The 24,344-nt window shown below is 43.3% G+C and carries 29 protein-coding genes and 1 other annotated feature; all 29 genes read left to right on the top strand.

The features are described 5' to 3' along the window. Positions 1–7: 7 nt before the first annotated feature. The 29 genes from ACXACN_RS09165 (at position 8) to ACXACN_RS09025 (ending at position 24,124) form a co-directional block, all read left to right on the top strand. Positions 8–1,048 (top strand): type IV pilus twitching motility protein PilT, encoded by a 1,041-nt coding sequence (locus ACXACN_RS09165; RefSeq protein ID WP_474963926.1) that lies wholly within the window; start codon positions 8–10, stop codon positions 1,046–1,048. Position 1,049: 1 nt separating this feature from the next. Then, positions 1,050–2,258, top strand: a complete 1,209-nt coding sequence (locus ACXACN_RS09160; RefSeq protein WP_474963925.1) for a type II secretion system F family protein — start codon at positions 1,050–1,052, stop codon at positions 2,256–2,258. A gap of 138 nt (positions 2,259–2,396) precedes the next feature. Then, on the top strand, positions 2,397–2,840 hold the full coding sequence (locus ACXACN_RS09155; protein WP_474963923.1) for a prepilin-type N-terminal cleavage/methylation domain-containing protein: 444 nt from the start codon (positions 2,397–2,399) through the stop codon (positions 2,838–2,840). 54 nt (positions 2,841–2,894) lie between these two features. Then, the gene (locus ACXACN_RS09150) at positions 2,895–3,656 is read left to right on the top strand and encodes a prepilin peptidase (RefSeq protein ID WP_474963922.1); all 762 of its coding nucleotides are present in this window, start codon (positions 2,895–2,897) and stop codon (positions 3,654–3,656) included. A 12-nt stretch (positions 3,657–3,668) separates the two neighbouring features. Beyond that, the gene (gene pilM, locus ACXACN_RS09145) at positions 3,669–4,634 is read left to right on the top strand and encodes a type IV pilus biogenesis protein PilM (protein WP_474963920.1); all 966 of its coding nucleotides are present in this window, start codon (positions 3,669–3,671) and stop codon (positions 4,632–4,634) included. Between the two features lie 20 nt (positions 4,635–4,654). Beyond that, the gene (locus tag ACXACN_RS09140; RefSeq protein ID WP_474963919.1) at positions 4,655–5,233 is read left to right on the top strand and encodes a hypothetical protein; all 579 of its coding nucleotides are present in this window, start codon (positions 4,655–4,657) and stop codon (positions 5,231–5,233) included. Next, on the top strand, positions 5,230–6,093 hold the full coding sequence (locus ACXACN_RS09135) for a hypothetical protein (RefSeq protein WP_474963918.1): 864 nt from the start codon (positions 5,230–5,232) through the stop codon (positions 6,091–6,093). The genes ACXACN_RS09140 and ACXACN_RS09135 overlap by 4 nt, the downstream gene beginning before the upstream one ends. A gap of 94 nt (positions 6,094–6,187) precedes the next feature. Then, on the top strand, positions 6,188–6,997 hold the full coding sequence (locus ACXACN_RS09130; RefSeq protein WP_474963917.1) for an SPOR domain-containing protein: 810 nt from the start codon (positions 6,188–6,190) through the stop codon (positions 6,995–6,997). A gap of 163 nt (positions 6,998–7,160) precedes the next feature. Then, positions 7,161–7,727, top strand: a complete 567-nt coding sequence (locus tag ACXACN_RS09125) for a Maf family protein (protein WP_474963915.1) — start codon at positions 7,161–7,163, stop codon at positions 7,725–7,727. Between the two features lie 60 nt (positions 7,728–7,787). Beyond that, on the top strand, positions 7,788–8,459 hold the full coding sequence (gene radC, locus ACXACN_RS09120; RefSeq protein WP_474966835.1) for a RadC family protein: 672 nt from the start codon (positions 7,788–7,790) through the stop codon (positions 8,457–8,459). Positions 8,460–8,854: 395 nt separating this feature from the next. Further along, complete coding sequence (locus ACXACN_RS09115; protein WP_474963914.1) at positions 8,855–9,895, top strand: rod shape-determining protein; 1,041 nt, start codon at positions 8,855–8,857, stop codon at positions 9,893–9,895. Positions 9,896–9,906: 11 nt separating this feature from the next. After that, positions 9,907–10,788: a rod shape-determining protein MreC gene (gene mreC / locus ACXACN_RS09110; protein ID WP_474963913.1), complete on the top strand. Its 882-nt coding sequence runs from the start codon at positions 9,907–9,909 to the stop codon at positions 10,786–10,788. Then, positions 10,785–11,312 carry a rod shape-determining protein MreD gene (gene mreD, locus ACXACN_RS09105; protein ID WP_474963911.1) on the top strand — a complete coding sequence of 176 codons (528 nt, stop codon included), beginning with the start codon at positions 10,785–10,787 and terminating at the stop codon, positions 11,310–11,312. The genes mreC and mreD overlap by 4 nt, the downstream gene beginning before the upstream one ends. 38 nt (positions 11,313–11,350) lie before the next feature. Further along, positions 11,351–12,040, top strand: coding sequence for a septum site-determining protein MinC (minC, locus tag ACXACN_RS09100; protein WP_474963910.1), 690 nt, complete (start codon positions 11,351–11,353; stop codon positions 12,038–12,040). Continuing rightward, positions 12,033–12,830, top strand: a complete 798-nt coding sequence (minD, locus tag ACXACN_RS09095) for a septum site-determining protein MinD (protein ID WP_226591224.1) — start codon at positions 12,033–12,035, stop codon at positions 12,828–12,830. The genes minC and minD overlap by 8 nt, the downstream gene beginning before the upstream one ends. 110 nt (positions 12,831–12,940) lie before the next feature. Then, positions 12,941–13,708, top strand: coding sequence for a peptidoglycan DD-metalloendopeptidase family protein (locus ACXACN_RS09090; RefSeq protein WP_474963909.1), 768 nt, complete (start codon positions 12,941–12,943; stop codon positions 13,706–13,708). Next, positions 13,695–14,552, top strand: coding sequence for a site-2 protease family protein (locus tag ACXACN_RS09085; protein WP_474963908.1), 858 nt, complete (start codon positions 13,695–13,697; stop codon positions 14,550–14,552). Before ACXACN_RS09090 ends, ACXACN_RS09085 begins: the two co-directional genes overlap by 14 nt. An 11-nt stretch (positions 14,553–14,563) precedes the next feature. Further along, on the top strand, positions 14,564–15,991 hold the full coding sequence (locus ACXACN_RS09080; protein WP_474963906.1) for a ribonuclease E/G: 1,428 nt from the start codon (positions 14,564–14,566) through the stop codon (positions 15,989–15,991). A gap of 36 nt (positions 15,992–16,027) precedes the next feature. Continuing rightward, positions 16,028–16,100, top strand: a sequence feature (ribosomal protein L21 leader region). A 13-nt stretch (positions 16,101–16,113) separates the two neighbouring features. Beyond that, complete coding sequence (gene rplU, locus ACXACN_RS09075) at positions 16,114–16,422, top strand: 50S ribosomal protein L21 (RefSeq protein WP_220585339.1); 309 nt, start codon at positions 16,114–16,116, stop codon at positions 16,420–16,422. A gap of 12 nt (positions 16,423–16,434) precedes the next feature. Then, positions 16,435–16,764 carry a ribosomal-processing cysteine protease Prp gene (locus ACXACN_RS09070; protein ID WP_474963905.1) on the top strand — a complete coding sequence of 110 codons (330 nt, stop codon included), beginning with the start codon at positions 16,435–16,437 and terminating at the stop codon, positions 16,762–16,764. A 14-nt stretch (positions 16,765–16,778) separates the two neighbouring features. Beyond that, entirely contained in the window at positions 16,779–17,069 is a 291-nt protein-coding gene (gene rpmA / locus ACXACN_RS09065; RefSeq protein ID WP_035509352.1) for a 50S ribosomal protein L27, read from the top strand. Between the two features lie 309 nt (positions 17,070–17,378). Further along, positions 17,379–17,894, top strand: a complete 516-nt coding sequence (locus tag ACXACN_RS09060; RefSeq protein ID WP_474963904.1) for a Spo0B domain-containing protein — start codon at positions 17,379–17,381, stop codon at positions 17,892–17,894. A 14-nt stretch (positions 17,895–17,908) separates the two neighbouring features. Further along, entirely contained in the window at positions 17,909–19,192 is a 1,284-nt protein-coding gene (gene obgE, locus ACXACN_RS09055; RefSeq protein ID WP_474963902.1) for a GTPase ObgE, read from the top strand. A gap of 15 nt (positions 19,193–19,207) precedes the next feature. After that, complete coding sequence (locus ACXACN_RS09050; RefSeq protein WP_089652653.1) at positions 19,208–19,657, top strand: ACT domain-containing protein; 450 nt, start codon at positions 19,208–19,210, stop codon at positions 19,655–19,657. 14 nt (positions 19,658–19,671) lie between these two features. Continuing rightward, a complete protein-coding gene (pheA, locus tag ACXACN_RS09045) occupies positions 19,672–20,544 on the top strand; it encodes a prephenate dehydratase (protein ID WP_474963901.1) in 873 nt (290 codons plus the stop codon). Positions 20,545–20,715: 171 nt separating this feature from the next. Further along, on the top strand, positions 20,716–21,780 hold the full coding sequence (safA, locus tag ACXACN_RS09040; RefSeq protein ID WP_474963900.1) for a SafA/ExsA family spore coat assembly protein: 1,065 nt from the start codon (positions 20,716–20,718) through the stop codon (positions 21,778–21,780). Continuing rightward, the gene (locus ACXACN_RS09035; RefSeq protein WP_474963898.1) at positions 21,770–22,729 is read left to right on the top strand and encodes a phosphotransferase; all 960 of its coding nucleotides are present in this window, start codon (positions 21,770–21,772) and stop codon (positions 22,727–22,729) included. The genes safA and ACXACN_RS09035 overlap by 11 nt, the downstream gene beginning before the upstream one ends. Before the next feature lie 35 nt (positions 22,730–22,764). Further along, positions 22,765–23,502, top strand: coding sequence for an NAD(+) synthase (gene nadE / locus ACXACN_RS09030; protein WP_474963897.1), 738 nt, complete (start codon positions 22,765–22,767; stop codon positions 23,500–23,502). Positions 23,503–23,572: 70 nt separating this feature from the next. Further along, entirely contained in the window at positions 23,573–24,124 is a 552-nt protein-coding gene (locus ACXACN_RS09025) for a YhcN/YlaJ family sporulation lipoprotein (protein WP_474963896.1), read from the top strand. Positions 24,125–24,344 lie beyond the last annotated feature (220 nt).

The raw sequence follows: 24,344 nt of genomic DNA, 5'->3' as shown, positions 1-24,344 counted from the left end.
GTAAGGATTGAAAGAGAAATTTGATCAACTTCTAACGGCTGCGAATGAATATGAAGCTTCTGATATCCATTTGACAGTCGGAGTACCCCCGATATTCAGAATACACGGGCAGTTAAGAAAGTACGGGAAAAATCCACTGAAACCGGCAGATACAGATGAGATGGCCAAAGCGATCTTGTCTGAGGACTTACATAAACAGTTGATCAGTAACCGGGAAGTGGACGTATCATACGGGATTGCAGGTGTTTCAAGGTTCCGTATCAATATATACTATCAAAGAAATTGTCTCTCTATGGCAGTAAGGATTGTGCCGAGGGAGATCCCTTCCATTGAAGACCTTTATATGCCGCAAGTGTTAAAGAAGATAAGCAGCTATGCCCAGGGTCTTGTTCTCGTCACGGGTCCTACAGGATCAGGTAAATCTACGACTCTCGCTTCGATGGTTGATTACATCAATCAATCCACTCGCAAGCACATCATTACACTGGAAGATCCAATTGAGTACACCCATAACCATAAAAACTGCATCGTAGATCAAAGGGAAGTAGGATTTGATACGAGAAATTTTGCCAATGGTTTACGATCTTGTCTGCGGCAGGATCCTGATGTCATTTTGGTTGGTGAACTCCGGGATTTTGAGACGATCTCCACAGCGTTGACAGCTGCTGAAACCGGGCACCTTGTATTTGGGACCTTACATACGACCAATGCCCCAGACACGATTGATCGGATCATTGATGTGTTCCCACCCAATCAACAGGGTCAAGTCAGAGTTCAGCTCGCCAACGTTTTGCAGGCGGTTATTTCTCAACGTTTATTTCGTCGTGTAGATAAAAAAGGAAGAAGAGCCGCCGTTGAGATTTTATTGAACACGTCAGCCGTCAAAAACCTGATCAGAAATGAAAAGATCCACCAGATTGAGAATGTCATGCAAACGTCGAAGGCACAGCAGATGCAAACATTGGAAATGTCGATTCAGGAATTGTTGAGAGAACAAGTCATTGACGAACGTGATGCCGTTCCATACTTGAAAGAAGGGGGCTTATAGGATGCCCTATTATGCATACCAAGGACGCAGTCTGCTCGGTAAACTACAGAAGGGAAGGCTGCGTGCCAATTCGAGAAAAGAAGCAGTCATGTCACTGAAAGAGCGCGGCATTACCATTTCTGAGATTAAAGAAATCGACAGCATTTTCTTGAAAGATATTCAAATAGGAAACCCCGTAAAACAAAAGGATTTTGTCATCTACTTGAGGCAATTTTCTACGCTCATGAAAGCGGGCATTTCTTTGCTGGAGTCGACAAAGATTCTTGCCAAACAATCCAATAGCCGTGCGTTAAGTGAAGCGTTATATGATATCAGTGATCAATTGGAAAGCGGGCGTGCTTTTTCAGAAGCTGCAAACTCTCATTCCAAAATCTTTTCGAATTTATTCATCAATATGGTTCGGGCTGGAGAAGTCAGCGGTAATCTCGACGACATTTTGGAACGTCTGGCGGTTTATAATGAGAAGCAGTACGATACCAGGCAAAAAATCATTTCCGCTTTAACCTACCCATTGGTAGTCGGCCTCATTGCCATTGGCATCGTCATTTTCCTATTAACCTTCGTTGTACCAAGGTTTGCGAGCATGTTCGATACGATGGGGGGAGAGCTTCCATGGATTACCCAACTCACTCTAAGTTTGAGCCAATTCTTTCAAAGCTTTTGGTATGTAGCGATCCTTGTACCGGCTCTTTTAATCCTTATTTTCAAACTGCTTGTAGATAGAAATCCCAAGCTGAAATACACAGTCGATGTGTTAAAGCTTAAAGTACCAGTATTCGGTCCTTTACTACAAAAAGCCGCATTAGTAAGGATGACCAGTACGTTGAGTTCTTTAATGAACAGTTCTGTTCCCATATTAAAATCCTTACAGGTCACTCAGAACGTAGTAGAGAATAAAGTCGTTGAACGAGCGATCATAAATAGTTACAAATCGTTGGAAAAGGGAAATAAGCTCTCAGATCCATTACGTCAGTATCCCATTTTTCCACCCCTAGTGATACAAATGATGGCTGTCGGGGAAGAGACAGGTTCCCTTGATTACATGCTTGCAAAAGTTGCTGAATTCTATGAATCTGAGCTCGAATATACGACAGACAGATTGAAAACGTTGATCGAACCCCTGATGATTCTGGCCTTGGCTGTCGTCGTCGGTGGAATTGTTGCGGCCATTGCTGTACCCATGTTCTCCATCTTCGATACGATTAATTAAGTTCATGTAAGAATATGCAAAAAAGCTAGTTTACTAGAGAACTATCCTTTATAATGAACATAGGGAATCCTGCTAATGAAAAAAGTAGTACATAACCATTAGCAGAAAAACGATAGTACTACAAAAGGAGCGAAAAAAATGAAGAAATTGAGAGAAATGTTAAAGAATGAGAAAGGTTTTACGTTGATTGAGCTTTTGGCTGTGATTGTTATTTTAGGGATTATTGCTGCGATTGCCATTCCTGCTATTGGTGGAGTGATCGATAATACTGAAACTGATGCACATGACGCAAATGGCTTAAGTCTAATAGAGTCTGCAAGGTTGGCGGAAGCACAAGGACTACAAAAAGAGGCCGTTGGCACAGGAGATGCATTGGATGGTTATTCTATGTCCACTCTTTTTGCTAATAATTATTTAGATTCTATTCCTCAGGACCCAAAAGGGGAGGGACCATATAAGAGCGGATATGTTGAAATTACAGAAGATGAAGATGGTTCGTTAGTTTATACAGTTTATTTGAAAGGAAATAATGATGAAGACGTTTGGTCAGCTCCTAAAACCAAAAATGAACTGAGTCAATAAATTCTTTAATGATAGGGAGAATTAATTTTCTCCCTATCTTAATGAGGTGGAAGAATGCATGCAATTATAACTTTATATATATTAATTACTGGTACTATATTAGGTTCGTTTCTAAACGTCGTCGGTCTACGCTTACCAAAAAACATCCCCTTCACTACCTCACGTTCCGCCTGCCCCCACTGTTCCACACCGCTACAAGCAAGAGACTTAATCCCACTCTTTTCTTACTTCTTATCCAAAGGTAAATGTAGGCATTGCCAGGATTCAATTTCGATGACATATCCACTCGTGGAGCTGACCACGGGTTTGCTTTTTTTATTAGCTTACATAAAGCTCGGTTTGTCTTGGCCTTTCATAGGCGCCTGTCTTTTGGTTTCACTTGCTGTTATTGTCACAGTCAGTGATATGAAGTATATGTTGATTCCAAACCGACTGCTGCTCTTTTTTGCGGTTGTTTTTATCGTTTTCCGAACTCTTCACCCACTGCACCCTTGGTATGACTCGATTTTTGGTGCGCTCGCCGGATTTGGCATCATCTTTATGATTATTCTATTGAGCAGAGGCGGTATGGGAGCGGGAGACATGAAGCTTTTAGCCACATTAGGGATGTTACTTGGATTTAAGCTAACCTTGCTTACCTTGTTTCTAGCTACATTAATCGGGACCGTGGTCAGTCTTACTTTGTTGAGCTTGAAAGTGATTGGAAGGAAAGATCCCTTCCCTTTTGGTCCTTCCATAGTATTGGCGGCGGTTATTAGTTATTTGTATGGATTGGATTTATTGCAATTATATTTTGAGACGTTTTTCTTATCGTAGGAGGGGAGCCTTTTGTTTAACTTTTTTAAATCAAACGGACGTGTGAATTTCGTTATGAAGAACCATTGCATCCGTTATGTGTATTCGAAGTCCGGAAATGCATGGGAGATAGACGACACGGGAGAGATTGTTCTTCCTCCCCATGTAATGGAAGACGGTAAAATCAACGATACCCACGAGCTTACGACAATCGTAGAAAACTTTATTGAGAGTAAAGGGTGGAGCAACAAGGCCCTTTATTTTACAGTTCCGGATCACTCTGTTGTTGTGCGTCCTTTTGAAGTTCCTGGTCATCTAAAGAATGATGAAATTAAAGGCTACTTGTATATGCAATTAGGCGAAACGTTGCATCTTCCTTTTGAAGACCCTGCGTTTGATTACAGCATCCTGAGTGATAGTGAAGAGAAGAAAAAGCTGCTTCTTTTCGCATTTCCAGAAGAACAAATCCGTATGTTGGACCAAGTGTTCAGTAATTCGAAACTAAAAACAAGAGCCGCCGACATTGGGGCACTATCCATTTACCGACTGTACGAATATTTGGATTTGGCCTCTGAAGGTGAACATTTGTTATTAATCGACTGGAACTTGGATGGTTGTGTGTTAACGGTTTTTAATAACCATGTGCCAGCTTTTACTAATCATACAAGAACTCCACTTTCTATGACGTTATGGAAAAGGGAGAATGGCCGCTTCCTGTGGCATGGAGATGAAGGCGAACCAACTGAATTCACCCATGACCAGGTGAACGAAGTGGAAAGAATTATGGATTTTTATAAATTCTCTGTTATGAATGGAAATGCATCTGTAACCAAAGTTCTTCTTACGGGAGATTGGCCGGAAAACGATTTGGTCCGTACATTGCTTGAAGAAAGAGGGATACAGGTGTCTACTCTGAAGGAAGCTGATATTTTCTTGGATTCAGACCAATCTTCTAAAATGGATGGCATGGATGCGATTGGACTATCAATCAAACCATAAGGAATATAGGGGATGAGAGAATGGTAGTAGAGATCAATTTACTAGAACAAAAAGAAAAAAGAAATATTCTGCCGTATATCGTTGTCGCTTTTTTTGCGCTCCTATTATTGGCCCTTGCTCTCCTGTTCAATGCTCAAAAGGCAAACTTGGTTGATGAGTCTGATCGGTTGGGTGAACAGATAGGGCAGGTGCAGGTCGAACAGGAAAGCTTTACGACATCACCTGTGGGCGAAGGAACCGATAGAGAAGAGTTGAAACTTTCTCTTGAGCAGCTCAAAGGCACGGTTGTCCCTACCATTCCTGTAGTCGAAGGACTCGTGTCCTTGCTGCCGGAGCGTGGTTTCTTTGAATCTTTTGCTTTAACAGGCACTTCTGAGATTACAGTGAATGTGAGGTTCGATACAATCCAGGAAGTAGCAAAATACACGAACACCCTTCTTCAACAGTCGTTCATTTCTGACGTTGAGTTAGCAGGTGTGGACACTGATGTCGTAGACAATACAGAGGATTTATACGATTATCGACCTCGGTACATTGCGAGTTATTATATCGTTCTTGAAGAATCGACGCTTGCTACTGAGGGGGTGTCCACAAGATGAAAGTCGAATGGAGTCGTTCGAGTTTATGGATCGTCCTTGCTGGTATTGTCCTTGTTCTGGCGTTTTACATACTAGGTCAAAGAGTCATTCTAGCTCCATACCAGCAGCAGGTAGTTGAAAAGGAAGCAACCTTAGCCCAGGAACAAAAGATTCTTACAGCTATAGAGAGTAATCAGGAGGAAAGTCAAAGAGAGCAAATCTTAACTTCCCGAACTATACAGCAGCAGTTGCCGGTGATCCCGCTCATCGATCAACTGTTAATTGGTCTTGACCGTGCAGAGAATGCTTCGACCAGTTTGATTAACAGCATTGCTATTTCTGATTCGGAGTCAACGATTCCAATTGTAGAATCGGAGAATGAGCCTGAGGAAAATGGCCTCAATGATAGTCCGGAAGAAACGGATGTTTTAGAGGAAGATGTTCCTGATGAGCCAGTTGAAGATGAGGCAGAGGCATTGATCGAGGGATTGCATACACTTCAGTTCACGGTTGATGTAACTTCTGAAAACTATGATGAAATGGTTTCCTTCATGAAAGAGATTCAATCATTATCGCGGGTGATACAAATCGACTCGATCCAATTTGATGTACCTAAGAGTGAGAATGAACTAGGATATTCAATCGTGTTGAATAGTTATTATCAGCCCTTGTATGCCAATCTCGCAAATGAGGCGCCACAATACCATTATGGTGGAAGTCCGAATAAGGTGAATCCTTTTGCTATCGAACAATGGGATGATTCAAATTCATCTGTATCTACTAGAACAGATGCAGAAGAAGAATTGGATGAAGAAGATCAAGAACGTGAAGAAGAAGAGATGGAAGAACAGTCTGATTCAGAACTTGAAAGTCAATTGTAAGCCAAAATTGTCGAAGGGCTGCTGACAAATTTCAGCGTGGTTTTCAAAACTCGTGTGATAGGGTGGGAACAAACCTTGCAGGAGTGATCAAACCATGGATTCCAAAAATAAGATCTCCATCACATTTCGGAACGAACAACAGCAGGAAACGAAAAATGAAGTGGTACGGACACAAAAGGAACAAGCCGCTGCCGTAGAAGATAAGGAAGATGAACGTCCGGCTAAACGGGTCTCCCCCATCCCTTTAAAAAAGTTGAATCGCTTTTCTTCGAAACCTGTCAGGCCATTGATTACTACCGCTATAACCGCTCTTTTTGTAAGTCTGGGTCTTGGTTTTTTGCTGCTTCGTATGTTTGTATCTTTAACCGATCCCTCTTCAACAGGGTCTGAATCCGTCCCGGTGTCTGGGGAGGGAAAGACAGACACAGAAGTGATTACTCCCCAAGAGCCTACGTCTGAGCTTCCAAGTGGTCCAACGCAAACGTTTGATACGTACATCGTTCAAGCCGGGGCTTTTTCAACGGAAGGAAAGGCGAAGGAATGGCAGAGCAAACTAACCGCTCTCCTCGTCCCTTCGATGATTTGGCAAAGAGATGGCCAATATTTCTTGTTTGTAGGGAGTTCGCCGAGCAAACAGCAGGCAGATCAAATGGCGAACGTTCTGACAGCAAAGAGTCTTGAAACGTACGTGAAGCCATTTGTAGTAGCGGTTGAAAAAGAAATTCCTCAAGAACTGGTTACACCGATTGAAACGCATCAAATGGGTGATTTGTCTGAAAATGAAAGAAAGATGCTGATCGATCAAGTCGGAGAGAATACATCACTTGGACAAGCTTTGAATCAATGGGAGTCCCAGGATGATACGAATATCAATTGGTTGAAAATTGTTCAATCCTTAGAATAAAGGAAACGTTACGTGATAATCTAGGAGAAAAGGAGTTTTCTTAATGGGAAGCTCTTTTTTTATATTTTTTTCTACTTGAAAATGAATCTTTATTAAATCCTCGGTTTCGTCGAAATCTTGTAGTATAGAAAGAGCCCCATGTTTAGAAAGGATGATGGTTAAGATGAAGCGCTTAGTATTAGGATCACAGTCTCCTAGACGAAAGGAGCTCCTTGAGCTTGCAGGCTATGCATTCGAAATCCGCCCTTCAAATGCGGATGAAGTCATTGAGAAAGGGATGACACCGGAAGAAGCTGTTCTTCATTTGGCCAGGGTGAAGGCTGAACATGTAAAGCTGGTTGATCGTGAGGTACTGCTCACTTCGGATACCGTTGTTGTCCACAATGGTGAAATTTTAGGAAAACCAAAAAATGCTCATCAAGTAAGAGTTTTTCTGAGCTCTTTGAGTGGTACAACACATGAGGTCTATACAGGAGTTTGTTTAAAAACAACTCAAACGACGGATATGTTTTATGTCAAAACAGATGTGACGTTTCATAATTTGTCAGAAGATGAAATTGAGACCTATATTCGAACAGGAGAAGCCTGGGATAAAGCAGGGGGCTACGGCATCCAAGGAAAAGGAGCTTTGTTTGTTGAAAAAATTCATGGAGATTATTACAGCGTGGTCGGTCTGCCGTTGTCAAGGGTGGCGCGTGAACTTAAGAATATAGGCATCTTCCCTGAGTGATTCCTTCTAACATGGGGACTTAGAGGGAAAGGATGCGAACCATTGACCCAATCAAGTGTAATGATCAAAGATGTTCCGAGACAAGACCGGCCGAGGGAGCGGCTAATTGAGCTTGGATCCTCTCATTTATCCAATCAGGAATTATTCGCTATTCTGTTAGGCAGTGGTACCAAACAGGAATCCGTCATGGAACTCTCCAATCGACTTCTTGTTCACTTCGAAGGGATCTTGCTTCTGAAAGATGCCACCCTCGAAGAGCTGACAGCCATCCGAGGGATCGGATCTGCAAAAGCAGTATTGCTCTTGGCCGCCATTGAATTAGGAAAAAGAATGCAAAAAATGAAACCTGTAGAACGTTATTTAATTCGAAGCCCTGAGGATGGAGCAGACTTTATCATGGAAGAAATGAGAGATTTAAAGCAGGAGCACTTCATCTGCTTGTTTTTAAATACGAAAAACCAGGTCCTCCACAGACAAACGATTTTCATCGGCAGTTTGAATGCTTCGATTGTACATCCTAGGGAAGTGTTTAAAGAAGCGGTGAAAAGGTCTGCCGCCTCCATCATTTGTGCCCACAACCATCCCTCTGGTGATCCGACACCTTCGCAGGAAGATATCCAAGTTACACGCAGATTGAAAGAATGCGGGAAGATGATTGGCATAGAATTGCTTGACCATATTGTCATTGGGGATCGCAAATTTATTAGTCTTAAAGAAAAAGGGTATTTGTAACTTTCGAGACTGAATAAAATGAGACTGATCAAACACCTTCAATTTGCAATTCAATTTAGGTTGCTATTGTAGGTGTTTGTCTTATTAGAACAAAAGTTCATGATTTAAGATGAAAAGAGGATTATGAAGTTTATTAACGGGTATTTGTATGCGGGGGTGGAAGTTCCAAAACTTCCCTTCTTAGTAGTAGTTTCCAGAAGATATGTAAATTGTTGAGCATATGATATTTGTAACACTATCTATTTTTGTGGATTTTTCGTATAATTGAATAGATGAAAAAGAAAAAGCGCCATTTATAGGACTTTCTTATAAATAGGCGCTTCTTCTAATCATGATTCTATATAGATGCCTAACCCCCGCTGAAAGGGAAGCGGGTTTTAGAAAGGAAGATATTATTGGGGATTTTTGGATTCTCTCAAGATTTAGGAATTGATTTGGGCACTGCGAATACACTTGTCTTTCTGAAAGGTAAAGGAGTCATTGTCCGTGAGCCTTCTGTTGTTGCCAAAAATACACAAACGGGAGACATCGAAGCTGTCGGAAATGATGCACGAAACATGATCGGGCGTACGCCGGGTTACATAAATGTTATCCGTCCGATGAAGGATGGCGTGATTGCCGATTATGATACGACTGCTCAAATGATGAAATATTATATAAAAAAGGCGTTGAAAACGCGATCCTCTTTTGCAAGTAAACCTAATGTCATGGTTTGTGTTCCTTCAGGCATTACAATGGTCGAAGAGCGTGCGGTCATCGATGCAACGAAACAGGCAGGAGCAAAAGAAGCGTATCCGATAGCGGAACCTTTTGCGGCTGCCATTGGTGCAGGACTTCCTGTATGGGAACCGACGGGAAGCATGGTCGTTGATATTGGTGGAGGTACGACAGAAGTGGCGATTATCTCTCTCGGGGGAATTGTTACAAGCCAGTCCATCCGTGTGGCTGGAGATGAGATGGATGACAATATCATTCAACATGTACGCAAAAAATACAATTTAATGATTGGTGAACGTACGGCTGAAGAAGTGAAAATGGAACTAGGTGGAGCAGGAGAAGTCTCTGAAGTTGACGAAATGGATATTAGGGGACGAGATTTGCTCAGCGGTCTCCCTAAAACCATTACGATTCAAAGTGACGAAATTGTAAGTGCTATGAAAGATACGATTGATTCGATTATTGAAACGGTCAAGAACACTCTGGAAAAAACTCCTCCAGAACTAGCGGCGGATATCATGGAGCGAGGAATTGTCCTAACCGGTGGAGGCGCCCTGCTGAGGAACATCGATACAGTCATCAGTGATGAAACGAACATGCCCGTATTCATAGCCGACAATCCTCTTGATTGTGTGGCTGTTGGAACAGGAAGATCATTGGAATACATCCATCATTTCCGTTCTCAACCGAATGTAGCAAGCCGAGCGAAGATGGAGTAGATGAACGCGTTATGCCTTCGTTATTTCGCAGAAAAAGACTGATGATTGTTTTAGTAGGATTCATAGTACTCGTCGCATTAATCGGCTTTTCAATCCGTGACCGGGATTCGTTAAGCACGCCTGAAAAGTTTCTTCAAGACTCGGTGGGATGGATGCAAACGATCTTCCATAAACCGGTCAGTCTTGTTGACAATACTATAGAAAATATTCAAGACATGTTTGGGGTTTATGAACAAAACGAAGTGTTGAAAGCAAGGCTTTCTGAATACAAGGGTGTCATACAAGAAAATCAAAGGCTTCGCAGTGACATTGGTGAGCTTCAGCAAACGTTGGATAAGTCCAAGAGTTTGAGTGATTATTCCCCTGTGCAAGCTACGGTCATTGCAAGAAGTTCAGACCGTTGGTTTGAACAGATGACCATCAACAAGGGAGAAGAGCACGGAGTTGAAAAAGATATGGCCGTCATGACAAGTGATGGTTTAATCGGGAAGATTAAATCCGTTGGTGCCTTTCACTCCACTGTTCAACTTCTAAGTGGGTTCGATCGTTCGAACAAAATCTCTGCATGGGTCGTTCGTGAAGATCAAGATGAAGCGTTTGGTCTGATTGAAGGCTATGATGATAAAACCGGCCGGCTGTTATTGGAAGAAATTAAGCTCGATGAAGAGCTCAAACCAGGAGACACGGTCATCTCCTCTGGCTTAGGAGGGGTGTTCCCCAGCGATTTGAGAATCGGGACGGTTGAAGAAGTCGTCAATGATCAGTTCGGACTGACTCAAACCGCTTATGTTGAACCGTTCGCCGATTTGTTTGATATCAATCATGTGATGGTCGTCGATCGTACAGCAGAAACGATTGACCCGAATGCTGAACAGGAGGAAGAAGCATCATGAGTCGATACTTCATTGGACTCCTATGTTTGTTTTTTTTGATCATGCAGGGGATGGCAATGAGTATGCTTCCTGCGAAGCTTGTTTACTCTGATTTGTTGATGACCCCCCACTGGATATTGATATTCCTTTTGATTATTGCCATTTTCTATGACAAGGACGACACCTACAATGCTGTTTGGTATGGACTTACTTTCGGTTTATTAATCGATGTCGTCTACACGGGTGTGCTCGGGGTATATATGATTACGTATACCTTGATTATTTATACCGTGCATGGGTTAAACAAATGGCTGCATGCCAATTTTTTTGCGGCATCCTTATTGGCGATCGTTGGTGTGTTCTTAGCTGATACGATGCTGTATATCATTTATTCATTCGTACAAATTACATCCATGACTTGGGGAGATTACGCTCTATTAAGATTACTACCGACCCTGGCGGCAAATATGATTTTCTTCATTCTCTTATATCCACTGGTGAAGGAAAAAGTGTATGACTGGGGAGAAGAAGTGAGCAAGATCTAATCTGGTGGAAATGTTTGAGGTTTGAGGTGAACGGGCCTATGGCTGCTAATGTGCAAAAGGTTATGATAAAAGGAACAAGGGACGGTTTGACATTGCATCTGGATGATCAATGTTCCTTCTCATCCCTTTTAAAAGAATTGCAAAACCAATTGTCTATGAACGGATGGACTGAAGAGGAACATCCAATGATCCATGTCACGATCAAGCTTGGCAATAGGTATTTGAATGAAGAGCAGAAAGAAGAACTGACAGAGGTTGTCCGGGAAAAACAGAAGCTTGTGGTTGATAAAATCGAGTCGGATGTTTTGACGAAAAAAGAAGCTCTTGAATGGAAAGAAAATACGGACATTACCCCTTTAGCTAAAACCGTCCGCTCCGGACAGTTGATTGAAGTCAAGGGGGATTTGCTTTTAATTGGTGATGTAAATCCTGGAGGACAAATCAAGGCTACAGGCAACATTTTTGTCATGGGGAATTTGCGAGGGATTGCTCATGCAGGATACGAGGGGGATACGAAGGCTGTGATCGCTTCCTCCTACATGCAGCCGAGCCAATTAAGAATCGCGGATCAGTTAAGCCGTTCTCCGGATTATGAATCGGAGGGTGTCTATATGGAATGTGGATTCATTGATGATTCCATGGAAAAAATCCGTATCGATCGAATACAAGAGGTTGTAAAAAAGAGACCGGATCTGGTTAGTTTTGAAAGGAGAATGATCAATGGGTGAAGCGATAGTCATTACCTCTGGAAAGGGAGGCGTCGGAAAGACGACAACTACTGCGAACCTGGGGACCGCTTTGGCCTTGCAGAAGAAAAAGGTGTGTCTCGTTGATACTGATATCGGTCTCAGAAATTTGGATGTCGTGATGGGGCTTGAAAACCGCATCATCTATGACATTGTCGATGTCGTAAACGAACGCTGCAAGACCAAACAGGCCCTAATCACGGATAAACGCTTTGACTGCCTGCACTTGCTTCCGGCGGCTCAGACATCGGATAAATCGGAAGTAACCCCTGAAGCGGTCAAGGCTATTGTTCAGGAACTGAAACAGGAATACGATTATGTCGTCATCGACTGTCCGGCAGGGATCGAGCAAGGGTATAAAAATGCGGTTGCAGGTGCAGACAAGGCCATTGTCGTAACCACTCCTGAGAAATCAAGCGTACGTGATGCGGACCGAATTATCGGCCTGTTGGAGCAAGAAGAAATGGAATCTCCCAAACTGGTAATCAACCGTATCCGCAATCATATGATGAAAAATGGCGATATGCTGGATGTCGATGAAATCGTCAATGTTCTGTCCATTGATCTATTGGGCATCGTCATTGATGATGATGCAGTCATCAAAGCCTCCAATAGTGGTGAGCCTGTGGCCATGAAGCCCAATTCGAAAGCTTCTCTCGCTTACAGGAACATTGCAAGAAGAATTCTCGGGGAAACGGTACCCCTGATGAAGTTAGATGAAGAACGGGGCGTACTTGCTAAGGTTAAGAAATTCTTTGGTATGCGCACATAAACAATCTTTAGAACCTGTCACTACATGTGGCAGGTTTTTTCAATTTGAATTAATAAACCCCCTCCTTGTCCCATAGACTGATAGAAAAAGACGTAGAGAGGGGTTTGGTTGTGAATAAGAACATTCGTGATGTACGTAAGAATATAGCGGATCGTAAAAAGAGAAAAGTCCATCGGCAGGGGACAAGCCCCCCTGGAGTGATCACACCACCTCAGGATGAGGAAATGCATGGATACCCACCGCTCGTGAACGGCTACAGTCCTAAACCGGTAAAGAGGGAAGACCAGGCGAGTTCGACGAACCGCTTAGGGATGCAGGTGTTTTTCGCTGTTTTGTTGTTTGCGGTCGTAGCCATTGGAAAAAATACCGACTTGGCTATTGTTAAAGCACCAAGCGATTGGGCGGTAAGCCAAATGCAGGAAGAATTCCCTTTCGCCAAAGTAACCGCCTGGTACAGCGACCGTTTCGGAGATCCTTTACAGGTCATCCAACCGGAGGATGAACCAGATCAGGAACCTCTGGCGATGCCTGTGAACGGAACGGTGACGACTTCATTTCAAAATGATGGCAAAGGCATCATTTTAACGACGGAAAATGGATCTCAGGTAAAAGCAGTGAGGGAAGGGACCGTCATTTTTGCAGGCAATGATCCGGAATCAGGGAAGACGGTTGTCCTGCAACATGAAGATGGAACAAAAACCACGTACGGCTATTTATCATCCATCGATGTTCATTTATATGAGCACGTCCAGTCACAGAAAGACTTAGGATCCGTGGAAGCGGAAGAGGGGCAGGCAGCCGAATTTTTCTTCGCCATTGAAAAGAACAATACATTTCTAGATCCAGTACAGGTGATCAAAGTGAATGAAGGTCCTTAAATTTCACGACTATATCCATATCCATCCCCTCTTCTTTTTACTCGCTCTCTCCGCTCTGTTGACAGGGGCGATTTATGAATTTGTTGTCTTATTTTCGATTGTGATTGTTCACGAACTGGGCCATTTCCTCATGGCTAGACGGTTTGACTGGCGCGTGGAAAAAATGGAGATCTGGCTTTTTGGTGGTGCTGTCGTTAGCGAAGAGCATAACACCAGGCCTTTTCGTGAACAGGTGCTTGTGGTCATCGCTGGACCGTTGCAGCACCTCTGGATCTTTGCCCTTCTCATAGCTCTGCAATCAATGATAGGAACTCATCCTTTATTAGACACGGCTTTGTTTTATAATGGGGTGATTTTTCTATTCAATATGCTCCCGGTTTGGCCGTTGGATGGTGGGAAGTTGATCTTTTATTTATTCAATCGTTTCTTTTCTTTCAGGATCAGTTTGGCATTAGCACTTAGTTTATCCATTCTATTCATGACAATGGCGGGATTCTGGTTGTTTTCGGAAGGTCGCTGGACATTAGCCGCCATCCTCCTGACCGCCTTTTTATTCATTGAAAACGCACTTGAATGGAAACGGAAGTCGTACACAATGATGCGTTATCTCCTGTATTGCACGTATCAGGACAGGGAAACATTAAAAACGAAGTATGTTAACGTTCATCAGGAAACCCTCGTCCGTGATGTGCTGAAAAATATCCACTCCAACCGGCGCCATAAGTATGTATTGAAACATACGATTCCTTTCTATATAGTAGATGAACAAGAGTGTCTACGGGCTTTTTTTGAACAAAAGAAGCCGCACTTAAAAGTCCGTGACATTGCTGATATCGCTATATAATGAGGGATTTTATGAGAAAATTAGTTATACATACTAAAGCAGCTGAAAAATCGGGAGTGGTCATTGAACATGGTGAAATCCAAGAATATGTCATCGACCGGCCCGGTGCTGAAAAGCTCACGGGCTCTATTTTTTTAGGAAAAGTTGAACGGGTGGATCAAGGTTTAGATGCTGCTTTTCTTGATATTGGAAGAGAACGCTCAGCGTTTCTTAGGAAAGATATGGTCCCCTGGTGTGAAGGGAAATTGTCTACGGCATTGAACGTAGGACAGAACGTGATGGTACAAGCTGTGAAAGACCCTGTCGGAAACAAGGGAGCCCTGATCACAGCTGATGTTACTTTTCCTGGGTTGTATACGGTCTATCAGCCTTTCGCTCAAGGGAAACGTTCCATCTCTAGAAAACTGGAGGTCGGGAAAAAAGCTGAGCTTGAGTCCCTATTGGATATGGAATTGGAAAATACAGAAGGCTGTATCATACGAACGGCAGCAGGAGACGTGGATCCCGAAACGATAATCGAAGAGTTAAGGGGGCTTCGAGCAGAGTGGAAAACGATTCAAGAGACAGAAGTCAATCAACCCGGCTGCTTATGGTGGGAGCCAGTCATACCAAAGGCATTTCTTCGTAAATTTCCAGCAACTACGATACAAGAAGTACTCATTGACGAAGCCGCCACGTCCAAACGTTTAAAAGAAAAGTTTCCTTCGCTTGCCAATCGCATCCGCTGGGAGAGGGATGTGGAAAGCATGCTGCCCGTGTCCTTCTCGGGTCTTCAAGAGCAAATCATCCATCCTCATGTTGAGATGAGTAATGGTGTGAGCTTAGTCATCGAAGAAACGGAAGCGATGACTGTGATCGATGTGAACAGTCACAAAGTCAAAGGGCGATCCTTTTCCAACTCTCAAGCTCTTGATGTTAATATTATGGCTGCAAAAGAAATTCAAAAGCAGATTCGGTTAAGAAATTTATCGGGGATCATTCTCATCGATTTCATTTCGATGAAGAATGAGAACAAGGAGAAGCAGCTCGTTACCGAAATGAGAAAACTGGTGAAAGAGGATCCTACCAAAACAAACGTGTTTGGAATGACAAGGTTGGGGCTCCTGGAAATGACGAGAAAGAGAGAAAGCGCGAGTCTGCCTTCTTTATTGACTCATTCCAAGGAACGGAATCTTTCGGAAGAAACGAATGTTTATCGTTTAGAGAGGGAGCTGCTTGCACAAAGGGAAGCGGAGGCCCTGCTCATTGCTGTGCATCCGACATTTATGGATTGCAAAAAACGATTGCTTTCTGAGCCGATTTCTAGTAAAATTCCACAGGAGCTGTTTGTTAGGCAGGATGCTGACATCTCTGGCTATCAAATAGAGCTTGAAGGGTCTTTAAACATGATCCGGGAAGCTGTTCAGCGTCGCGGATATCATGTTGACAACTTGTTTTGATCTGTGGTAACATTGTTTTGTTATTCTAGTAGCACTCCGTTGCTACAACCGCACAGAACAGGTTTTTAAACCGATTTCCGGTACCTGAATGGCGAGTCTGAGTATATTGAGGAGGTGCAAGTATGTACGCAATTATTGAAACTGGTGGTAAGCAGGTAAAAGTAGAACAAGGCCAGGAAATCTATGTTGAGAAAATGGACGTAGAAGCTGGTGAGTCTATCACTTTTGACAAAGTTCTTTTCGTAGGTGGAGACAACACGAAAGTCGGTGCTCCATACGTTGACGGTGCTTCTGTAACAGCTAAAGTTGAAAAACAAGGCCTTCAGAAGAAATTGACTGTCTTCAAATACAAGCCTAAAAAGAACTACAAGCGCAAACAAGGTCATCGTCAGCCGTACACGAAACTTGTCGTTGAAGCGATCAACGCGTAAGGTTCGTATCGGATGATTGAAATATCGATGTTTCGCTCACAAGGAGAAATTACAGGCTTTGAAATCTCCGGACATGCCGAGAGTGGCCCTTATGGTCATGATCTCGTTTGTGCAGCCGTATCGGCTGTTTCGTTCGGTGCTGTCAATGCTGTTATAAGTCTTTGTGGATTCGAACCTGATGTCGAACAAGGTGGTGAAGGTGGTTATTTAAAAATCACGCTTCCTGGAGATTTGGATGAATCCGTTCATTCAAAAGCTCAAACCTTATTAGAAGGCATGCAGGTGTCCTTGGAAACGATTGAACAAGAATACGATCAATATATGAAAATATCCCAACGATAAGGAGGTGAAGACTCATGCTACGTCTTGATTTGCAGTTTTTCGCCCAGAAGAAGGGTGTAGGTAGTACAAAAAACGGTCGTGACTCTGAGTCCAAACGTCTTGGAGCTAAACGTGCAGACGGACAACAAGCAACAGCTGGTTCAATCCTTTACCGCCAACGCGGTACAAAGGTGTACCCTGGTGCGAACGTTGGCCGTGGTGGAGACGACACATTGTTCGCGAAAGTGGATGGTGTTGTTAAATTCGAACGTTACGGACGTAACCGTAAAAAAGTCAGCGTTTATCCTGTAGCACAGGAAGCGTAAGCGAATAGTCCATCAGCAAAAAAGCCGCGCTTTGCTTTTAGCATAAGCGCGGCTTTTCTATATCTTCAACTTCGCAATTTTATAGCATGTACTTGTAAAACGTTTCTTTCACTCTATAGTGTGAGGCAGGGTGATTAAGTTTTAAGTCAACCTCACATACAACAAGGGTTTCGCATCGTTATTCATTTCCCAGCACCTGCCCGAATGGAAAGAAAAATACCAATGGGTCCTTGTCCGTTTAGGTTTTTTGTTTTCATGAATTTTTGCTATACTTTTTATTATTATGGGTTGAACGAGGGAGCTGAGAGGATGGAAGAAAAAGAAATCATTGCGCTACTCAGACATAAGCGTCATGACTGGATGAATCAAATTCAATTGCTCCAAGGCTACGCTGCCCTTGGAAAGCAGGATCGCTTGCTGTCACAAATGGAAGAAATAAAAGAAGAAGCAGAAGAAGAACGGAAATTATTGAACAGCGATGCTCTACAATTTCCTTTATGGCTGCTCACTTTTAATTGGGTACATACAACCTACCGCCTACGGTATTTCATAAGAGAAGAAGTTGATTTATCCCGTCATGACCATACATTGTTGGCTTATGGAAAACGGATGATTGAAATCATGGATGGACATATTGGAAATGAAGAACTTTATGAAGGTACATGTACCATCTATGTCGGTGGTCAGGATACCCTTGGGTTAAGTTGGGAATGGGAAGGTCTTTTCCATGAGCCGGAACGTTTGAAAGAGACGCTCAATGAAGAAGGATTTATTGCAACGATTTTTGACAGTAAAGAACTTTCTATTGAAATGACAATAGAATGAAGAGGTGAATAGACATGTTTGTCGATCAGGTGAAAGTATTTGTAAAAGGTGGAGACGGTGGAAATGGCCTTGTGGCTTACCGTCGTGAAAAGTTTGTACCAAGAGGCGGACCTGCTGGCGGTGATGGTGGAAATGGCGGAGATGTCATTTTTGAAGTCGATGAAGGTCTTAACACATTGATGGACTTCAGGTATCAACACCATTTTAAAGCAGCTAAAGGCGAGAACGGGATGAATCAGAAGCAGCACGGGAAAAATGCGGATCCGCTGGTGGTCAGTGTTCCTCCTGGAACGACAGTTAAAGATGCGGAAACGGATAAAGTGCTCGCTGATTTGACGGACCATAAACAAAGAGCAGTCATTGCTAAAGGTGGTCGCGGAGGCCGCGGAAATGCTCGGTTCGCTACAGCCAGAAATCCCGCTCCTGAAATTGCTGAAAATGGAGAACCAGGGACAGAACTGGACGTCGTTGTTGAGTTGAAGCTGTTGGCTGATGTTGGATTGGTTGGTTTTCCAAGTGTCGGGAAATCGACTTTCTTATCTGTCGTAACCGCTGCAAAACCGAAGATTGCGGACTACCACTTCACCACACTTTCTCCAAACCTAGGGGTGGTAGAAAGTCAGGACCATCGTAGTTTCGTTATGGCCGATCTTCCGGGGCTTATTGAAGGAGCCCATGAAGGTGTCGGTCTTGGTCATCAATTCCTGCGACATGTGGAAAGGACCCGTTTGTTGCTGCATGTCATTGATATGTCCGGAATGGAAGGCCGCGATCCATATGAGGATTATGTGACAATCAACAAGGAACTATCCTCCTATGATCAACGGTTAGAAAACCGACCTCAAATCATTGTAGCGAATAAGATGGATATTCCAGATTCAAAAGATCATTTAGAGTTGTTCAAAGAGCAGCTTGGCAATGATGACATTCCGATCTATCCGATCTCCACAGTGACACGGGAAGGTCTGGATGAATTGTTGTATGCTGTTGCCGATAAATTAGATCAAATTCCTAAGCAGGAAGAGCAGGTCGAGGAAGTGGATGAGCGAGTCATCTACAAATTTGAAAAAGAGGAAGCACCATTTAAGATTACACGGGACGATGACGGCGCCTATGTCTTGTATGGTGAGAAAATTGAATCCTTATTCAAAAGAACGGACTTCTCTCACGATCAATCCATTAACCGCTTCGCTCGTCAGATGAGAAGTATGGGTGTCGATGAAGCGCTGAGAAAACGCGGGGCAAAAGATGGCGACACGGTAAGATTAATGGATTATGAGTTTGAGTTTGTCGATTAAAGGGGAGGATTTTTCATGGCGGATTACAATGAAAAATTTTATTTAGTCCGTAGCGACATTCTTCCTGAAGCTATGATGAAGACCATCGAAGCAAAAGAATTGTTGGAGCGGGGGAAAGTTGAATCCATCTTTGAAGCTGTTCAGCAAGTGGGCTTATCCCGCAGTGCGTTTTATAAATACAGAGATGCTGTTTTTCCCTTTCAAGCGATGGTCAAAGAGCAAATGATTACATTGTTCTTCCACCTTGAAGATCGTAAAGGAACGTTGTCGAATTTGTTGATGACGGTAGCTCAGTCAGGGTGTAATGTGTTGACCATTCATCAAACGATTCCTCTTCAAGGCAAAGCCAATGTTACGCTTTCTTTGAATACTTCCGGTATGGAAGACAGTATAGAAAAGCTGTTGCAGCAGCTGCACAAGTTAGATTTTGTGGATCGAGTAGAGATTTTAAGTACGGGAGCTTAATTGGAGGGGAAATCATGTCGGAACAACGGATTGGATATTTAGGACCAAAGGGGACGTTTACAAAAATGGCTGTAGACGCCCTGTTTGAGGGTGGAGAGTTCGTTGGTTATGAGAACATTCCAGCCTGTTTGGATGCAGTAGAGGCTGGGGAGATCAGTACAGCCGTTGTGCCCATTGAAAATGCGATTGAAGGTTCTGTGCATTTGACGGTCGATTATCTCGTCCATCATGTGAACCAATCGATAATTGCAGAGCTAACAGTTCCTATCAAACAACACCTCTTGGTCCATCCGGATCATGAAGGAGAAATTAAAAAGGTATACTCACATAGTCATGCGATTGCTCAGTGTCACCAGTACTTGCATACCCAATACCCTGACGCTGAAGTTGAATACACGGCTTCAACTGGTAAAGCAGCTGAAATGGTTGCCAGGGAAGGGTCGGGGGTTGCTGCGATCGCGAACCATTTAGCCGCAGAGCAAAACGGGTTGAGGTTCATGGATACGAATATCCATGATTATGATAATAACCATACACGGTTTGCGGTTGTTCAGAAGAACCCCACCACACTGAAAGTAAAAGATCATCCAGTGACAAAACATAAAACGACTGTGATGGTTACATTGCCGAAGGATTATGTCGGTGCCCTGCATCAAGTACTCGCAGCCTTTGCATGGAGGAAAATGAACTTATCAAAAATCGAATCAAGACCGATGAAAACAGGTCTTGGCAACTATTTCTTCTTGATAGATGTCGATCAGCCTTACGATCACGTGCTTTTTCCCGGCGTGCAAGCCGAACTTGAAGCATTAGGGTGTCAGTTGAAGGTATTGGGAACATATCCAAGTTACCAGATTGATGTACCGACCCCTGTGAAAAAGGCTTGACCCTCATAACCCCTGAATCCCTTTGTTAGTAGGGATTCAGGGGTTTGTTTATATTTTTTATCAAATTATTATAGGCTTTTTCATCAATGTTTTGGCTTGTGTTGCATAGAGTGTTATGAAGCTATTATTGCCTTATTGTTTTTTCAGAATTACAGGAAGGGAGTTGCAGATGTGAGAATTCACATTGTACAAAAAGGAGATACACTCTGGAAGATTGCCAAAAAATATGGGGTCGACTTTGAGCAGTTGAAATCCATGAATACCCAGCTTTCCAATCCTGATATGATTATGCCGGGTATGAAAATCAAAGTCCCTCAAGGTACGAAACAAGTGAAAAAAGAAACGCCTAAAAAAGAGGCTCCTAAACAACAAGTCACAGCACCTAAGAAGGAGATGCCTTCTCAACCACCATATAAAGATACATCACCAAAGCCGATTCCAAAGATTAAAGAAGATGAGAAAAAGCCGGTCACTAAAGGTGTAATGGAAAAACCGATGAAACCGATGCAGCCGATCAATATGACCATGCCGATTACCATGCCTAGCATTGATCAACAGATGCAAAATTATTACACAACTTTCCACCTTCCACAAATGCCGATGCCACAACCTAAAGAAGAAGCACCTAAGAAAGCTTCTAAAGAAGAAGTAAAGGGAGAAAAAATGGAAGAAGTGAAGGGGATGAAATCTCCGGAACAAGCTCCAATGCCTCAGCAGCCCTATTATCAACCAATGCAACCACAACAGATGTCACCACAGCAGATGCAGCCCCAACAAATGCAACCACAACAAATGCAGCCGCAATTAGTTCATACAGATTATTATTGTTGCCCGCCGTACCCTGTCATGATGCCAATGCAAATGCCGATGCACCACCAGCCTATGCCAATGCAGCAGCCGATGCCTATGATGGGCGATGAATCAGGCGATGATATGGTCCAAGGCGTGCAAGCAGGTGAGGACTGTGGATGTGAAGGAGAAATGGGACCACAAGGATACGGACCGATGATGGGACCATGGGTCCACCATCCACATGGGTATCACCAGCCATGGCAGCAAGCTCCTTATGGTGGCATGCAACATCCGATGGGTTATGGACCACAACAACCTCCACACATGGGCTGGGGTCAGCCGCAGCAAGGTTATGGACCTCAACAAATGGGACCGTGGGATCCTCAGCAGATGGGCCAAGGGTATCAACAGCCTTGGAGGGATGATGATGTAGATGAAAGCTGAACATCGAATGGGCGATTCATACACGGATCGCCTTTTTCAATGGATGCAAACGGAGGAAAAGCTTCCCATCGAGTATGAGCAGACCATCAAACCGAAAGTATACAAAGTGAGTTATGATGGTCTCCCTTTCATCTTGAAAGGATATCGCAGGTCTCATGTTATTGAAAAACAGGTGGAGTTTTTTGAACACTGGAATTATGCCTATAAAATAGCTGCACGACCGTTTCCCTTTTATGAACGAGTATACACCTTAAGTAAACTGGGGTGTGATTGGTCGTTATTTGAACGACTGGAAGGAAGACATGCAGATTTTAGCCGGCATAAGGATCGCAAGCAAGCGGTACGTATTCTCCACCATTTTCATCGAACGACTAAAGGAATTGGCGTGTTATCCATCCCGAAGGACCCTCTGTATATCAAATGGGAAAGACGGTTGGAGCAGTTTGAGGAAACGAAAGATCTGTTTACCGAGTTTCGCAAGCGAGACTTATTTCAGGAACTGCATGCCTGCATGAGCAAGCGTTTGGAAGATTTTACAGAATACCCCTGGGGCGAACTTGAAGAAGGGGCATGGGATCGTAATGAATGGCTCCATGGAGATGTGGCCCATCATAACTTCATTGTGGATGCTGATAAAAATATAAAAATGATTGATTTTGATCTCTTGCACACAGGGCCACGGTTGTATGATCACATCCAACTCGCTCAGCGTTTTTTACCGTACGTGGATCTAAGAAAATCGACATTATTGCCTTATTTCCCCCATGTAAGCGATAAGGAAATTTGGTGGAAAGGGGTTTTAGTACCTGCTGACCTTTTGAGGGAATGGCTGTATGGGTACCGACTAAGCTTAAGGGAAGAAGCATCGACGACCCGTCACATAAGAAAACTTGAAAAAGCTTGGGAAAACCGGAAGAAGTTTGTCCGATATGCTGAGCATATGCTATGATTAGGTATCATATGTGTGAAAGGATGAACAATCCGGTGAAACAAAAAGTTGAAGAAATCGTGTCCTGGCTTCAGGAACAGGTCAAAGAAGCAAAAGTGGAAGGTTTGGTCGTTGGAGTCAGTGGTGGTATCGATTCTGCTGTCGTTGCAAATCTTATTAAAAAAGCATTCCCTGATCGATCATTAGGTGTCATCATGCCTTGTAAAAGTCAGTCCGATGATCAAATCCATGCGAAGAGTGTTGTGGAAGCATGCGATTTACCAGTTATGACCGTTGATTTGACAGAAACACATAACGTGATGTTTTCAACAATTAAACAGCAATTGAACGATGCTGGTTCATTGAATGAAGAACAAGAAAAATTGGCCGATGCTAATCTGAGGGCCCGTTTACGAATGAGCACCCTTTATACAATCGCCACCAATCATAAATACTTAGTTGTGGGTACAGATAATGCAGCAGAATGGTACACGGGATACTTCACGAAGTTCGGTGATGGAGGCGTTGATCTCGTACCCATTGCAAACCTGACAAAAGGTGAAGTTCGAGAAATGGCTGAATATTTGGGCGTACCTGATGAAGTCATCCATAAACAACCAAGTGCAGGCTTGTGGGAAGGACAGACAGATGAGAATGAAATGGGCACGAGTTATGAGATGATCGATCGTCACTTGAAGGGAGAAGAGATCCCTGAAGAAGATCGGAACATCATCGAAGCGATGCACAAGCGCTCCGCCCACAAACGTCAACTGCCTCCTGCACCTCCAAAGTAAGCCTGGCGAATATTGACAGACTAAAACATTCTTCTTGGACCCATAGTAAGGGTAAAAGGAGAATGTTTTTATGTGGAAAATCGTAAGTATTCTAATAATGACCTCGTTGTTTATGTTTGGTTGTCAGGCGGAAGAAGCGACAGAACCGAAGGAAGAAGAAGCGTCCCCTTATCAACCTCTTGGTTATGCGCAGGATGGCGCGATTGAACGTCGTGGGCAGATTCCTACTGGAAAAGACAGCTACTTCAAACGTACGGCAGAAGAAGAGTTTAGAAACGCGAAGTATGGCGAAACCAATCGCTCACACGATAATGTTTTCAATAATGAAGATGCCATGGAGGTCGTGGAGAAGGTCAATGAACTAAAAGAGATTACAATGACTCAAGCCTATTCTACGGATGATAAAATGTATGTGGCGGTTATGATTAACCCATACGATTTGAGAGACGAGACCATACCAGAGAAAATAGAAGCTAAGGTTAAGCAGGTGTCGGATAAAGACTTAATTGTCTATACGAACAATAATAAATGGGACCAAATGAAAAACTTCAACTCACGCCAGGACACATCGGAAACCCCTCAAAGAATCAGGGACTGGATGGGCAATTTCTTCAATCAATAAGCTTACTTGGTACCGTGTAACTTGAATGCTTGGCTATTACAGTATATGGAAGGTCTGTTTAAGACTTGATATCGAGACTTTTGTGGTGTGGGTAGGGCTCCGGGGAATGACTCGCTTTCCGCGGGAGCGCGGTGAGCCTCTTCAGACTTCGTCCTGCGGGGTCTCACCATGCACTTTTTTCCCGCAGGAGTCTCGCCCATTCCCCTCCGCCCTTTTGCCA

It is taken from the genome of Halobacillus sp. AWM4_238 (assembly GCF_056158265.1).
This window is presented reverse-complemented; position numbering and strand designations above follow the sequence as displayed.